The following is a 14,637-nucleotide window of genomic DNA, read 5'->3' as shown; positions in this document are numbered from 1 at the left end:
TAAAGCAGGCCTGCCCGCTTATACGCGTCGGGCGTGGGGGTTGAGGTAATGCCGCCGGGAAACCGCCAAGATAGGCTTTATACATAAAAAGTCCACTCAAGTGCTTGGTTGAGTGGACTTTAGTAATGGCTTAGGACGGCTACCGGTTGTTGTCGTCGATGGGGTTGTTGAAGCCGGGCGTCAGTAGCTCATCCGTTTGGCTCTCTTCCGGGTCGGGCCCCGAAGTAGGGCCGTCGGGCTGGCCGTACGTAGCCGCATCCAGCATAGCCGCAGAGTCGATGTGCTCGGCATGTACCGGGGGGGTGGGTGTTTCAGCGTTTTTGGCGGAGGCTTTGGGGGCGTTTTTGGCTGGTTTTTTCATAACAATTCAATTTTGACAATCTTCAAAAGCAGGGCCGGATGGCAAGCGCGGGCGTCGTTTCCGGAGGTGCCAGCGATAGCCTACCCTTGGATTTACTGCTTAGCGCAGCAGTGGAGCGTAATCGAAAGCACATAGGTTGTTGACACAAGGCCTGATCGCTCAGGTAAAAGCTTCTACGCAATTTCGGCGGTTGTGGCTATCAGTTGAACAGAGGTGGCCTTTCCGGCAGAAACTGCGTATGCGACTGGAAGACGGCCGTCTGCCAATGCGCTTGCGGATACAACGTCTGCCTTGCCTCGCTTCTAAAACTGCCCAATTGCATGGATATTTCGATTAAGCACAACGCTAAGGATCAGGCATTTTACGCCAGTTATGAGGGGCAGGAAGCTGAGCTGGCCTATGCGCGCCCCACCGATAGTGTAATTGATTTTACGCATACCTTCGTCGATGAGGAGTTGCGGGGCCGGGGCGTCGGTGAGGCGATGGCGAAAGAAGCGTTGCAATACGCCCGCCAGCATCACCTGCGGGTGCGCACCAGCTGCGAGTTTATGGCCGATTACGTCGGCAAGAATCGCGCTGAATATCAAGATATTCTGGACCATGAGCCGCGGCCAAGCTAGCAGGCTACTAGGGCTCAGGTCATGATTGGATTTTAGCCAGAAACGGAGTTTGGCTTCTTCGACTGTAAGGAGTGCAGAAGTCTCAATAATGCAGGATATTTTATCAGTATAGATATACTTGAAAGTTATTAATTATAAATATTCTCATTTTAATTCCATGTTAATTTACATGCACCTGTTATCTGCGTATTTTGAATATGGATTACTACGGCTATACATCGCTCTATAACACTTATGGCTTCTTTACAAGTCTTTAATGTCCTGACTGACTTCTCGGTCACGTCCGCGAATGCACTGCAGTATGCGATGGTGTTGGCCAAGCACGTGAAGGCGCGCATTAACCTGATTCACGTAATCCCCAGCGCTGCGGAGCGAGGCGTTGGCAGCGTCTGGACCATGTCAACACCCGCCCCGACGCCTGCCCAAGCCACCGACATGCTCCAGATCCTGGCCCGCCAGGTTGAGCAGCAGGTGCCCTGTACTTACGAAGTGTTGTACGGGGCAGCGGCTCCTTCTTTGCCACAGCTGCTCGAGCACACCGGCAACAGCGTAACGGTGGTCGGCAACGCGTTTCCGCAGAAGCCGACTGCCGCTACTACCTCTTCCAGTGTGGCGCTGCACCTGATTCGGATGGTGCAACAACCGCTGCTGGTGGTGCCCCTGACCTACAGCTACCGCGGTTTGCCGCGCCGGGTGGTGCTCGACACCGACCGGCTTCCCGTGCGGCTGCCGCATTCGGCGCGGCTGGTGCCGGAGCTGCTCGCCCAGTTGGTGTCGAATAGCGAGCCAATGCTGCTCTCCGAAGCTCCCGGCGACGTCGATCAGCTGTTATCGCGGCTGATTCCGGCCGTCGTTGGCATCCATGTCTACACCAGCGAACACTCGCCCTTGATGGCCGAAGTAGCCGACGAAATCCAGAACATGGGCTTGCTTGAAGGCGTGGCCCACACGGTGTCTACCTCGCGCTATCCGTGCATTGAGCAAGGCATCCGGTACGCGGCGGCCCGCGAAGGCGCCGATATGCTGTCGTTTGTAGCCCGCCAAAAAACGTATTCGGACGCGCTGTTTTACACAAGCGTAACCGCCCGCCTCATTGCCAGCAGCCGCATTCCGGTGCTTACCTGCCCGGAGGCGTAGGGCCCGACCTGTCTCGTTCTTGCTCCTAATAAAAAAAGCCCGCCGGTACCGGCGGGCTTTTTTTATAAATATTTGATTAATAAAGGATTACATATCCTTCGATTTGGTCTTGTTCGGCTTGTCTTTCGACTTCTTGGTCTTGGTCGACATCTGGTCGGTGCTGCTGCCGCTCATCGTGCCGTGGTCCATTGTGCCCATCGAACCCGAAGAATTCATGGTACCCGTACCGGTGCCGGTATCGGTGGTGGTGGCAGGCGTGGTCGTGGTAGGCGTGGTGGCAGCTGGCATAGTTGTGGTGCCCGTGCCGGCGCCGGAGTTCATCATGGTACCGGAGCCCGAAGCGCTATCGGTCTTGACGGGCGCGGCAGTGCCCGACGAGTTCATGTTGCCATTGTTCATGGTGCCGTTGCTCATCGAGCCGGCGGGGGTTGTGGTGCTGTTGCCGCTGGTCGAGCCGTTGTTTTCCATCATCGACCCCGAGCCCATCGAACCGCTCGTCGAGGAGCCCATCGAGCCGCTCGTAGCCTTGGTTTTCGACTTCACTTTGGCGCCTTCGTCGTTTTTGCCTTTCAGCTTGAGGTTGCCGTTGTCGTCATTTTTCACCTTGGTGGTCATGCCAGCTTCGGTGGTTTTGGTTTTGGTGCCGTCGGCGCTGGTTTTGGTGGTCTGGGCCTGCGCCGCGGTACAAAGGGCAAGCGAAAGGGCCAAAGCAGAAACAGTGTACTTAATCATGGTCTGAGAGATTTAGTGGAAAAATGGGTAGGAGAGAGGCTACCAAGGATTTATACGGCTGACGCGTAGCGAAGGCCACGAATGCCATAGTTTTGGTAGGGCACGGGCCTTATCTGTTGGCCGTCACCAGAAAATCTGTAAACGCCGTGGCTATAGCCTGCCGATCAAAGGTGAACTATAAGTATTTGTATATTAATTGATTGACTAAATCTTTGCCACGCGCTGCGTTAAGCAAAAGTTGCTTCCGTACGCGCGGACCAAGTAGGTGCCGGCCGGTAAGCTGCTCAGATCCAGCTTAGGTGAGCTAGCGCTCATGACTCGGGCGGTTTGCAACACGCGGCCGGTCAGGCTGAGCACCTGCACAGTGCAGCGCTCGGCAGGGATGTTGCGCAAATCAAGCGTAAGGAAGTCAGCCGCCGGATTAGGGTAAAGCTTCAGCGTAGGAAGTGCCTGAAGCCCGGCGCCGGCTCCTACGCTAACAATGGGCGAATACGTAGCCGTACCATCGAAATCCATCTGCCGGAGCCGGTAATAGCCGGTGCCGGAAAGCGGTTGCGCGTCGGTGATCGTGTAGTTGGAGCGGTTCTGCGTGGTGCCGTGGCCGGCTACTTCCCGCCACGCCTCAAACAACTCGCCGTCGTGGCTGCGCTCGACTACAAACCGGGCGTTATTGGTTTCGGAAGCCGTGGCCCAGCTCAGCACTACTTGCTCGTTGCGGGACCGGGCCGTAAAGCTGATCAGCTCGACGGGCAGCGGCCCGGCACTGCTAATGGTCACATCGTCAATGAGTAAGCTGGTTTTGGCATTGGCCGTAAGCGTAATCCGTACTTTGGCCTGCAGAACGGTAGTGGCAAAATAGATGCCGACCGAGTTGGGCTTCTGGCTGTTGTTAACCAAATAAGTCCTTGGTAAATCTACATCCGGAAATGGCCTTGCTATCGACGTGATGATGGGCACATAATCAAACGTCTGGCCGCTGCCGCCGTTTGGGATTTGGGCGCCCGTAATAATAATAGTGGGTGTGAAGGTGGCGCCGCCGTCGGTGCTAACGTCCACGGCCACAGAGCCGTTCTGGTCAAGGCCGCCCTTATTGCCCGCTTCCAAAACCGCCAGCCGGAAGGTGAGCTTGTTGGTCTGGCCGCTGGTAAAATCGGTGAAGCCCACGTTGTCGAAAGTAAGCGTATTGCTTACCGTGCCGTTGCCCGTGCCGTTGGTCACCCCGAAGGAGTAGTTGCCACTCACGTGCAGTGCATCGGTGAAGCCGCCGTCGCCGCTGCCACTTACCGTATATCCCCAGCCTGTGCTGGAAGACCCCTCAAAATTCTGCGTTCGGCTGTTAGATTGAGCCCAGGCTGTGGAGTATTCGCCAAAACAGCCCACCGACAAGGCCAGTGCGGCAAGCCATTTTCTATTGGCTACGGGAGATGAAGAGGGCAGATAACCGAGAAAGGCGCGCATAAATGTATAGACTGGATGCGAATTGTTGGATTACATTGCTGGTAGTATTTTAATAATTTATAGAAATATTTTGCAGAAACAAACATGTTCATTGCACCCAAACGCAAAAGCCCCCGGCCAACAGGCCGGGGGCTTTTGTGTTTGCAAAGTAGGTTGCTGGGCTAGAAGGTACTTAAGAGCGTGTCCAATTTTCTCAAAACTCAGCGTGACCAGTACCCGATGCGTTCTGCTCGTTCTACTTAGAGCTTCACAACGCGCTGTGCCAGCGTGAAGCTGCTTCCGCGCACGCGCAATAGATAAGTTCCAGATGGTAAGTTACTTAAGCTGAGTTCGGGTGTGCTGCCCCCGGCTACTTGGGCGGTTTGCAACACACGGCCGGTCAGGCTGAGTACCTGCACGGCGCACCGCTCAGCGGGAACGTTGCGCAGATCCAATGTCAGGTGGTCGGTGGCAGGGTTAGGGTACAAGCGGAGCGCCGTCGCCTTACCTGCGGCATTTACGCTCACCACAGACGAGTAAGTAGCCGCCCCATCGCGGTCAACTTGCCGGAGGCGGTAGTAGCTTGTGCCAGCCAGCGGATGCTGGTCGGTAGCGGCATAAACGGAGGTGTTTTGAGAATTGCCACGGCCAGCCACTTCCAGCACCGCTTCGAAATCAGCGGCATTGGCGCTGCGCTCGACCACGAATTTTGCGTTGTTCTTTTCCGAGGCAGTGCTCCAGTTTAAGGCAACTTCATTGCCTTTGGCTTTGGCCGTAAAGCCAACGAGCTCAACGGGCAGGGTTCCCTTGCAGAAGGATACGCCAGAACCTACAGCAGGGCCAGTTTGTGAATTAAATCCTCCACCGGCACCGGGCTCGGCATCACAAAAATCTAGTCGGCCACCGGAAGCTCCCACTCCGAAATTGCCTGAATTACTAGAAGCTCCCTTAACTACAAAACGGCCTGTGTTAGCATTATCACTAGCTACAACCCCTGTAATGGTACCTGAGTTAGTGAATCCACTGTTGGCAATGATCAGGTACAGGTTTGCTAAAGTCCCGCTGTTGGTAAAGCTACCAGCGGATTTGATGATGTAGTTGTTGGTGATTGTTCCACTGCTGGAGAAAGTCCCGGAACTAGTAATGGTGCTGGAATTTGTTAATGTAGTTTGACTGCCGAAGGAAACGTTATTAAAAGAAGCGGTAGCACCAACATTGTTGGTAAATGAACTGCCAGTAGGGAAAGTAACGGAAGAGCTTGCGGGGAGAACGAAAGAGGTATTGTTGTCAATGATTACCGGGCCATTTAAAACAAGGCTGCCGTTAAAACCGCCTGAGCTAATACAGATTCTAGGAGTGGCACCTGTTCCTGTACTGTTAACTGTCAGCTGGCCAGTGTACGTAACTCCACTGCTGATGCAAAATACGTCGCCTTTACCTATTGCAAAATTCCTCCTGGCTCCCTGTGTGCCATTATTATCGCCAGTGATTAACTGAGTGCAGTTACTACATTGTGCCCATGCTTGTGGTGAGTTTCCCAAAAAGCCTAGCCAGAGCATCAGCACTAAAATCCATTTTCCGCTTGCGAACGAGCGCAAGGGTGTTAGAGAAACCTGTAAATGTTGCATTAGTGTGTAAAAGTGTTGTTGCATTAAAGAGAGATCGATTTGACCGTAAACCTAGCAATATTTTAATACCAGTTTGCAACTTTTTTGTAAACCTAGACGTAGTAGTCCCGCTAAAACACAAAAAAGCCCTTGGCTCAAGTGAGTCAAGGGCTTTTATAAATACGATGTTTGTAAGCCAATTAAGGCATCAATACTGTGTCAATCACGTGGGTTACGCCGTTGCTGGAGATTACGTTTGGTATGGTAACCGTCGACATGCCGCCTTTGGCATCTTTCAGCATTACCGAGTTGCCTTTTTTCATAACGGTCAGTTTCTCACCGTTTACCGTGGTCAAAACTTGGCCATTTTTAAGTTCGGCAGCAGTCAGGCGGCCGGGCACTACGTGGTAAGTCAGGATGGACGTGAGGGTTTGCTTGTTCTCAGGCTTCACCAACGTGGCCACCGTGCCGGCTGGAAGTTTGTCGAAGGCGGCATTGGTAGGTGCAAATACGGTGAAAGGACCAGCGCCTTTCAGGGTTTCCACCAAACCGGCAGCTTTCACAGCGGCTACTAGTGTCGTGTGGTCGTTGGACCCAACGGCGTTGTCGACGATGTCTTTGTCGGGGGTCATCAGGGCGCCGCCTACCATGACGCCTTTGGCCTTGCCCATGCTGGTATTGCTCATGCCCATGCCATTGTCAGTGCCTTTGGCTTTCATCTTGCTTTGGGCCTGTGAGGCAGAAGTAATACCGACGGAAAGGGCCAAGGCCAGCGTGAGGGTAGAAAGGATGTGCTTTTTCATTTTGTGGGGACGTGTGGTATGGAATGAATTTGGAAGCACCTACGCCAAAGCTCAGCCGTCTGGATTTTGCTGGGAGGAAAATATTTCATCTGCTGAATAGAACACCTAATCCGTTGACAAGCAAAAGGCCTCGAATACCGTTGCGGTATCCGGGGCCTTTTGCTTGTGTAGTCAAGTATAGTGCACCTCCTCAGCCCAATTGCCACCGCCAGCGCAATGAGGAAGTTTTTCTCGCTTATTACATAAGTAGCTTATAATAAAACACTTATCTATAGGGCTTGTTAAAGCGTTTCGACGGCGCCGTTTTTATACACCAAGAACTGTGCGCTGTCTACAACGGCAGCCCCCGACTTATTCTTGGCCTTGTACGTGTGCATAAACAGCGTGCCAAGGCGTGTGGTGTCCCGGACCATCGTAAGCGCTTTTTCGTCGCGCTGGGCCTGTAATTTGGCTTCTGTAGCTTTCTTGTAAGCCTTCTCTGTTTCAAAAAACGAGCTGGCTTTGTTGCTCTCGCCCGCTTTTTTGTACTGTTCCAGAGCGCGGGCTTCGGCGGCTTCCAAGTACGGCAAGTGGTCGTGCAGGAGCGTGGCCTCGTGGGCGGCCGAGTCTTGGCGCGTAAACGAGGTGCTTCGTCCGAACCGTACTACTTCGTAGCTCTCCGGATCGGGCAGATTGGTTTTTACATAGCGACCCACTGCGTCGTGCGCCGCATCGTCCGGGCCGGGCTTAGAACAAGCGACACCCAAAAGCAGCGCGCCGATAGCAAAGCAAGAGGAGAAGTTTTTCATATTGCATAGATACAAAAAACACTTCGCAGTTTGTGAATGCGAAATAACGTAAAGCTTTATATTTATGATGATTATAAAATGATTTATAAAGGATTGGTCTTGCTATCGTTTTATTTGCTATTCAATAAAGATTAGTTAATGTGTTATATTATTTATAGGTAAAATTATAAAAAGTCCATAGGATGATGAAACAATTTGGTATAGGCTTAGGTCAGAACGCTTAGCCAAGCAAACTGTATGATCCCGCCGTCTTTATTCTGCCATTCGTAACAATTTAGCCTCATTCCAGAGGCAACTTCCTTTCGCAAGCAAGCGTCTATAAAGCACATGCAGAACACTAAGCCCCGCCTCTTAGAGCCGGGGCTTTTTAGCATGTAAGCGATGTCTCTTATATGTGTAATGCGTTGTATGTAAGTATTTTATGTTTTGTGCCTCTGTCAGCCCTTAGGACCTTGAAACGTAACGGCCAGGTAATACAAGCCCCCCACACTGGGGCCGCCGAGGTAGGTTTGGTAATAGCGATTGAGAAGGTTGGTGGCGCCCAGCTTAAACCGCAGGTTCGCTGCCGACGCCGTGTACGTGAGCTGCGCATCGAGGGAGCTGTAGGCCGGCACGTCGCCGTTGACGAGGAAAGTTTGGGAATAGTAGCGCGCCTGCCAACGGTAATTCAGCCCAAATCCGAAGCTGCGGAAAGCTTTTTCATTGGCCAAGCTCAGGTTGTAGGCCCAGCGCGGCGTGTTGAACCCATCTTCCAGTCCGTCGCCCGATTCGGTGCGGTCGAGGCGGGCGTAGGTGGCGTTGGCCCCGGCCAAATAGCCGCTGGGCAGCTCATAGCGCACGCCCAGCGAGCCGCCGTAGTTGTACACCTTGGTCTGGGAATTGGTCCAGAGCCGGTAGCGGTTCTGCGTGCTTTTGCTGTTTAGGTAAATCGCGGCCGAATCGGGGTTGAGAGTTTTGGGCACGTAGGCCTCGACTTGGGCAATGAAGTCGCGGTAGGTGTTGTAGTAAAAATCGACGTCCAGGAGCAGCCGGCCGCCGGGCAGCAGTGCTGCCTTGTAGCCGAGCTCCAGCGACCGAATGTACTCGGGCCGCAGGTAGGTGTACGGGTTTTTTACCAGCAGCTTCTTGTTGGTTTCGATGGCCTGCGCCCGCACTGTTTGTTGCTGCGCCGGGGTAGCGTTTGGGGGCGTATTGGCATTCTGATAAACCGAAACGGCAGCCGTGAACGCATCGATACTGGTGCGCAAATAGCTGTTTTCAAAGACGCCATCCGACATCACCCGCAGCCCGCCAATGCGCTTGACCTGCCCGCTGTTGACGTTTGAAAACCCTTCAAACAAGCTCGGAAAGCGGTAGCCGCTCTGGTAGCTTACCCGGAAGTTGTGTCGTTGCGAAGGCGAATACACGCCGGTCAGCCTGGGGTTGAAGCGCAGGCTGAAATAGTCGTTTTTGTCGGCGCGCAGGGTGGCCGTAAGGCGGAGCTTCTGCCCAAATACGCGTGCGCCGGTTTGCAGGAAACCGCCGGTTTTGCTGTAGGTAAGGTTGCTGTACGGGTCGCGGTTTTTCTCCGGATTGATGAAGTAATTTCCGTCGGGCACCACGATGTACGTGCGGTGATCGGCGCCGGCCATCAAATCAAGGAACGCAGGCCAGGAGGAAGGGCGGTTGCGGCGCAGCGCTTCGGCAATGTTCACTTGGCCTTCGGCATGCGCCAAATCTGCTTTCACCCGCAGGGCCGCCCCAACGTCCCAGTTATTGATGTCTTGTAGCTCGCGCAGCTTTTGGTCGAATGCGGGCGTGCCCGGCTGCAAGCGCCCGGCATCGGCGGCGGCGCGGGCTGTGGTGTGAGCCTGGGCTACCGTCTGGCCATTGCCAACGGCTTGGTTCCAGGCGGCGGTATAATCGCGGTTCCAGAGGGCGTCGGGCTTAAAACCGCGGTCCAGGTTTTCGGCCATCGAACGCAGGTTATAGCTTTGGCCGGTGTTTTCGCGCGTCAGGTACGCTCGCAGTTGTACCACCGGACTGCTAAGCGACAACCCGTGCTGCTGCAAGCGGTAATCCTGCAACCGAAAGCGGTTGGAGCGCTGGTACACATTGTCGAGCACGGCCAGGCGGTAGGTATAAGCCAGCTCGGTGCGGGCGTTCAGCTTGTAGTGCAGCGCGGCATCGGCCTTTACATTTTGTAGCTGATAATCAACAACATCCTGCTCTTGGTAGCCGGTGCGGGCTACTGAGTAATTTTTGCCGCCCAACACCAGCGTGCTGCGATCCGACGATTCGTTGCCGTAGCTGCTGACCGGGTCGCGGGCGGGGTTGTCGGTGCCGAACAGGTTGGTGGTCGCGTTGCCGCGCGGGTTGATGTCCGTTTGGTCGCTGGCAATCCAGTCGTAGCCGCGGGTGTACGTGCCGTTAATTTTAAATGCCAGCTTGGGCGTGAGCACTTTGGCAAACCGCACACTGGTTTCGGAATACAGGTGTGCCGACGTATGCGCGTCGCGGAGGTGGTTGACGCCGGTTTTCTGCTGCACGCTCAGGCCCTCGGACACAAACGGATTGCGCGTCGTAAAATTGGCTAGTCCGTTGATGGCATTGAGGCCGTAAAGCGCCGCCGCGGTGCCCGGCACAATTTCTACCGTGTTGATATCCAAGTCGCTGGGCCCCAACGCATTGCCAATGGGGCCGCCGATGTGGGGCGCCTGGTTATCCATGCCGTCCACGAGTTGGGCAAAGCGCACGTTGGTGGTATTGGCGAAGCCCCGGGCGTTGATGACTTTGAACCCCAAGCTGGGCGTAATCACCTGCACGCCCTTCACGTTTTCGATGGCGTCGAAAAACGACGGCGCAGGCGTCAGGCGCAGCGCCCGCGCGTTGAGCTTTTCCACCGTCACCGGCGATTGCAAGATGCTTTCTTCCACTCGGGAAGCCGCAACCACCACCTCGCGCAGTTCGATGCTGGTCGCGCGCGTTGTGTCGGGAGGGGAGGGGACAGCCTGAGCCTGTGCACTTTTTAGCAAAGGCTGCCCGGCAATGAGGACGGCTGTTAGAAAGCGTAAGTTTTGTGGCACAGAATAGGTTATAAAGTTTGTCATGTAAACAATTGATAATCAAATACTTATATATAAAGAGCGAAATTGATTTGGCTTAAAAATTTACGTTATATTCCTACGAATATAACGCTAAGAACGTTATGCCAATGCCATGGGCACTACCTTTACCGTTGCCACTTCACACTCATCGTGGCCCTTGCTCCGCGCTCCGCTCGTATGCCTCTCCCTGACCCTGCTACCCGTACGATTGTTTACCGCCCCGACCTGGGCATCCTGATCGTGCGCTGGAATCAAGATGCCGAACTGGCCGTGCTGCAAGCCGATTACCACGCCATGCTGGCCGCCGCTGAGCAGCACAATTGCGCCCGCTGGCTCCTGGACGTGCGTCGCCGCGAGGGCACCGACCCCGAACTGAGCGCTTGGGCCAGTACCGTTTTTTATCCCTTGGCTGCCGCTCGCCTGGCTCCGCAACGCCTGCAACTGGCCGTCCTGACTTCGTCCTACATCTACGAGCGCTTCAACCAAGACCCCACTCAGCGCCCTTACGTGGATTATATGCTGGCCACCGAGCGGCCCTTTGTCACGCAGGTTTTCGCCGACGAAGGCCAAGCCGCCCACTGGTTAACCGCTTCGTGAAGCAAGGCTCGCTTGTGCTTTAAAAACGCGCTGGGACGCATCCTAGAATACGCCGACGGCTACGCGTGGCTGCAGTACCACGCCGGTGCCCGAAATCTGGCCGATGTGCAGGCATTCCTTGTGCATGCCGGCCGGCTGTTGCAACGGCAAGTATTTGGTAGTGAGATAGTTATGAAAACCTCGTCAGCCCATCTCGAAAGCTATTGAGGCAGAAAAACACGAAACGTCGTGCCTTGCCCAACCGTACTTTCGACCTGTATGCGTCCGCCGGCTTGGTGCACTAGGCGTTGCACCAAGTACAGCCCCATGCCCGAGCCCGCCACATCGTGATGAAAGCGGCGAAACATCTGAAACAGTTCCTGGCCGTGGCGCTGCAAATCGATGCCCCGGCCGTTGTCCTGCACGCGGAGCAGGATCTCTCCATTGGCCCATTCTGTGCTGATCCGAATGTGAGGCTGACGGCCGGGCACGGTGTATTTCAAGGCGTTGCTGAGCAGGTTGTAGAGCAGGCTGTGCAGGGCAGGGCGGGCCATACGCAGCCTAGGCGCCGCAGCAAAATCCAGCGTAAACTCGGCTGGCTCGTGCTCGGTCGAAGACTGGAGGCTGCGAATAATTTCTTCCGTAAACGCTTGTAAATCTTCTGCTTCTACGGGCAGATGTTCGATCTGCCGCTGCTGCTGTACCACTTCGGTCAGCCCCGCAATGGTGCCCAGGATCTGCTGCAACGCCTGCTCAAACATTCCCACCATGTTGGCGGCCGTGGGGTCGTGGAAGGTAGCCGTGCGCTTGAGTTCTTCAAACAAGCCCGCCATGTTGTTGATGGGCTGTTTCAGATCGTGGGAGGCCGTGTACACGAAGTTGTCGAGGTCGGCGTTGAGGCGGAGAAGCTGCTCGTTTTTGGCTACCAACTGCTCATTGACCAACGCCAGCTGCTCGCGTTGGGCTTCGGCTTCGGCTTTGGCCCGTAGCAATTCCTGCTCGTATTTGCGGCGCTCGGTGATGTCGAACAGCGTTACGCGCACGACCAGCGGCAGGCCGTCAAAATCGCGCAGCAGCGAGGCATTCAACAGCACCGGTAGGCCAGAGCCATCTTTGCGGCGCAGCGAGTAGCTAAGCTCCCGGACCTGGCCTTGCAGCAGCAGCAGCGGCGCCGCGTAGGACTCGTAATGCAAGCGTCCGCCCACGGTCAGGAGCTGTTGTAGGCTCTGGCGGGCTACCAGTTCGTGGCGCGTGTAGCCCAGCCAAGTAAGCAAAGTTTGGTTGAGCTTGACCAAAGTGCCATCGGGCAGGCAGGAGCAGTAGCCGCAGGGGGCATGGTCGTAAAGATCATCCAGACTCTCCTGGGTTAAGCGCAGGTCCAGCGGGGGCAATGGCTCATCGTTGGCTTCGCTCATAGCTAAGCAATACGTACAGAACCCAGAAACCGATCGATGGCGGCAATAGTAGCCTCCGGTGCGCTCAGGTGCGGACAGTGACCAGAAGTTTCTATAATAAATAACTCGCTGTTAGGCAAGTGGTTATGAATGTATTGCCCGACCGGAAGCGGAGCCAGTGCGTCGTTGGAGCATTGCACAATGAGCGTAGGCGTATGCAGCAGCGGCAGGTCGGCCCGGTTGTCGGACAAGAATGTAACGCGGGCAAAATGCCGGGCGATAGCCGGATCGGTGCGGCAAAAGCTGTTGTTGAGTTCCGCGGCCAGCTCGGGCCGCTCGGGGTGGCCCATGATGACGGGCGTTATGGCCCCGGCCCAGCCTAAGTAGTTGTTGTCCATAGCTTCCAGCAGCTCCGCAATGTCAGCCGGCTCGAAGCCACCGATGTAGCCAGTGTCGTTGAGAAAGCGTGGCGAAGGCGCTACCATCACCAGAGCCGCCACGCGCGCCGGATCTTGCAGGGCTGCCAACATCCCGATTGTGGCGCTTATGGAATGGCCCACCAGTATGGCCGGGGGCAGGGCGAGGGCCCGCATTACTTCCAGCACGTCTTCGGCGTGGGCCGCCAGCGTGCCGTAACGAGCCGGGTCGTACGCCGTCAGATCCGATTGGCCGGCCCCCACCAGATCGAGCAGCACCACCCGGTAACGTGCTTCGAAGGCCGGAGCCACCAGCCGCCACATGCGCTGGTCGCAGCCAAAGCCGTGGACAAAAACCAAGGCCTGCTCCCCAGTTCCCGATACGATAACGTTATGCCGCTCAAGTACTTCCATATCCCAATAACTGTACGTGCCACACAGGATAAGGCCCTGTAACCGGTATTGCTGGTGCGTTTTTCTGGCGTGAAGGTAGCGGTTGCGGGTGGGTGCGGAAAGCAAAAGCAACAGCGGCTATTGCGGGCTGCTGTCAGCTTGCGGGTCCAGTGGCGCACGGTGCAGACGGTTTTCCCGCTCAAACACTTTCATCAACACCAGAAAGTAGGAGAGCAGCAGCGGCCCAAGCACCAGCCCCAGGATGCCGAATATATTCACCCCCAGCACCACGCCCGCCAGCGTGATCAGCGGGTGAATATCGCCGATGCGGCGGGCCAGCACGATGCGCAGCAGGTTGTCGACGTTCATGATAACGATCAGGCCCACCAGCAAAATGCCCACGCCCTGGCCAGTGTCGCCCTGTGTAAACTTGAACAGCGCCGCCGGGCCCCACACCAACGGCGTGCCCAGCACTGGCAGAAAAGCCAGAAAAAAGGCCACCATTCCCCAAAACAGCGCATCCGGCACCTGAAATATCCATAGCGTCAGGCCGGTAAGCACGGCTTGCACCAGCGAGATCAGGGCCTGCCCCAGCACGTTGGCATTCACGTTGTTTTTCAAAGATTCGCCCAGCTCGCCCAGGGTCTCTTCCCGGAAAGGCAAGTACCGGTGCAGGCCCTGCAACAGCTGCCGCTCCTGCGTGTACATGAAGTAAAGCGTGAACAGCATCAGCCCGATGATGACCACAAATTGCAACAGGCCGCTGGCCAGCACGGGCAGTCGCTGGCTGAGCCACGCCACGCTTTGCTGAAGCAACGCCCTGACTGTCTGCTCATTGGTGAACGTGTAGCCGGTTTTGCGCTCGAAGGCGTGCAGCACGTCCATGATCTGGTTGGTGTTCTGGCCGTAGTGGCGAATGCGGTCGACGAGCAGCAGCGTGAGCGCCGTAAAAGGCAGAATAATAACCACCAGCGCAAACACCAGCAACCCTATCGTAACCACCTGCGGATGCCACTTGCGGCGGTGCACCAGCGCCTGAAACCACGGCCGGAACACCACAAACAGAATACCGGCGCCCAAAAACCCGGTAATCGTGTCGCCGAGCCCATACAGAATCAGTGCTGCCAGCACTAGTAGGCTGGAGATCAGTAGTATATGTTGTTGGCGAGCGGAGTAGATGCTATCGGACATACAGGAAGATTTCAGAGATACAGACTGTCTGATGAGGCATTCGGCCCAGTTGGTGCGCCTCGCACTGGCAAGGTATACTTAACTGCCTGAATCCTG

General features: G+C 55.6%; 13 protein-coding genes. 3 read left to right on the top strand and 10 right to left on the bottom strand.

The genetic code is table 11. The features are described 5' to 3' along the window. Positions 1 to 139: 139 nt before the first annotated feature. Positions 140 to 361: a hypothetical protein gene (locus FHG12_RS02520; RefSeq protein ID WP_139514121.1), complete on the bottom strand. Its 222-nt coding sequence runs from the start codon at positions 359 to 361 to the stop codon at positions 140 to 142. A 320-nt stretch (positions 362 to 681) separates the two neighbouring features. On the opposite strand from FHG12_RS02520, the gene FHG12_RS02515 reads away from it, so the two are divergent. Both FHG12_RS02515 and FHG12_RS02510 read left to right on the top strand, forming a co-directional pair. Next, the gene (locus FHG12_RS02515) at positions 682 to 981 is read left to right on the top strand and encodes a GNAT family N-acetyltransferase (RefSeq protein ID WP_139514120.1); all 300 of its coding nucleotides are present in this window, start codon (positions 682 to 684) and stop codon (positions 979 to 981) included. A 234-nt stretch (positions 982 to 1,215) separates the two neighbouring features. Further along, positions 1,216 to 2,118, top strand: a complete 903-nt coding sequence (locus FHG12_RS02510) for a universal stress protein (RefSeq protein WP_139514119.1) — start codon at positions 1,216 to 1,218, stop codon at positions 2,116 to 2,118. 87 nt (positions 2,119 to 2,205) lie between these two features. On the opposite strand, the gene FHG12_RS02505 is transcribed toward FHG12_RS02510, so the two are convergent. The 6 genes from FHG12_RS02505 to FHG12_RS02480 form a co-directional block, all read right to left on the bottom strand. After that, a complete protein-coding gene (locus FHG12_RS02505) occupies positions 2,206 to 2,850 on the bottom strand; it encodes a hypothetical protein (protein WP_139514118.1) in 645 nt (214 codons plus the stop codon). A 204-nt stretch (positions 2,851 to 3,054) separates the two neighbouring features. Next, positions 3,055 to 4,308 (bottom strand): T9SS type A sorting domain-containing protein, encoded by a 1,254-nt coding sequence (locus tag FHG12_RS02500; protein ID WP_139514117.1) that lies wholly within the window; start codon positions 4,306 to 4,308, stop codon positions 3,055 to 3,057. A 239-nt stretch (positions 4,309 to 4,547) separates the two neighbouring features. Then, entirely contained in the window at positions 4,548 to 5,915 is a 1,368-nt protein-coding gene (locus FHG12_RS02495) for a T9SS type A sorting domain-containing protein (protein WP_165699283.1), read from the bottom strand. 179 nt (positions 5,916 to 6,094) lie between these two features. Next, the gene (locus FHG12_RS02490) at positions 6,095 to 6,613 is read right to left on the bottom strand and encodes a fasciclin domain-containing protein (RefSeq protein WP_230471364.1); all 519 of its coding nucleotides are present in this window, start codon (positions 6,611 to 6,613) and stop codon (positions 6,095 to 6,097) included. 365 nt (positions 6,614 to 6,978) lie between these two features. Then, a complete protein-coding gene (locus tag FHG12_RS02485; RefSeq protein ID WP_139514114.1) occupies positions 6,979 to 7,485 on the bottom strand; it encodes a hypothetical protein in 507 nt (168 codons plus the stop codon). Between the two features lie 437 nt (positions 7,486 to 7,922). Continuing rightward, complete coding sequence (locus tag FHG12_RS02480; RefSeq protein WP_230471261.1) at positions 7,923 to 10,550, bottom strand: TonB-dependent receptor; 2,628 nt, start codon at positions 10,548 to 10,550, stop codon at positions 7,923 to 7,925. Positions 10,551 to 10,748: 198 nt separating this feature from the next. On the opposite strand from FHG12_RS02480, the gene FHG12_RS02475 reads away from it, so the two are divergent. After that, on the top strand, positions 10,749 to 11,168 hold the full coding sequence (locus FHG12_RS02475) for a hypothetical protein (protein WP_139514112.1): 420 nt from the start codon (positions 10,749 to 10,751) through the stop codon (positions 11,166 to 11,168). Positions 11,169 to 11,368: 200 nt separating this feature from the next. Here FHG12_RS02475 and FHG12_RS02470 read toward each other — a convergent pair whose 3' ends face one another. From FHG12_RS02470 to FHG12_RS02460, 3 genes are all read right to left on the bottom strand, one after another. Then, a complete protein-coding gene (locus FHG12_RS02470) occupies positions 11,369 to 12,562 on the bottom strand; it encodes a sensor histidine kinase (protein WP_139514111.1) in 1,194 nt (397 codons plus the stop codon). Between the two features lie 2 nt (positions 12,563 to 12,564). Further along, positions 12,565 to 13,371: an alpha/beta fold hydrolase gene (locus tag FHG12_RS02465; protein ID WP_139514110.1), complete on the bottom strand. Its 807-nt coding sequence runs from the start codon at positions 13,369 to 13,371 to the stop codon at positions 12,565 to 12,567. Between the two features lie 117 nt (positions 13,372 to 13,488). Next, entirely contained in the window at positions 13,489 to 14,541 is a 1,053-nt protein-coding gene (locus tag FHG12_RS02460) for an AI-2E family transporter (RefSeq protein ID WP_139514109.1), read from the bottom strand. Positions 14,542 to 14,637 lie beyond the last annotated feature (96 nt).

This window comes from Hymenobacter jejuensis (assembly GCF_006337165.1).
Lineage (GTDB): Bacteria > Bacteroidota > Bacteroidia > Cytophagales > Hymenobacteraceae > Hymenobacter > Hymenobacter jejuensis.
The sequence above is the reverse complement of the archived record's forward strand: the minus strand, read 5'-3'. Positions and strand labels throughout refer to the sequence as shown.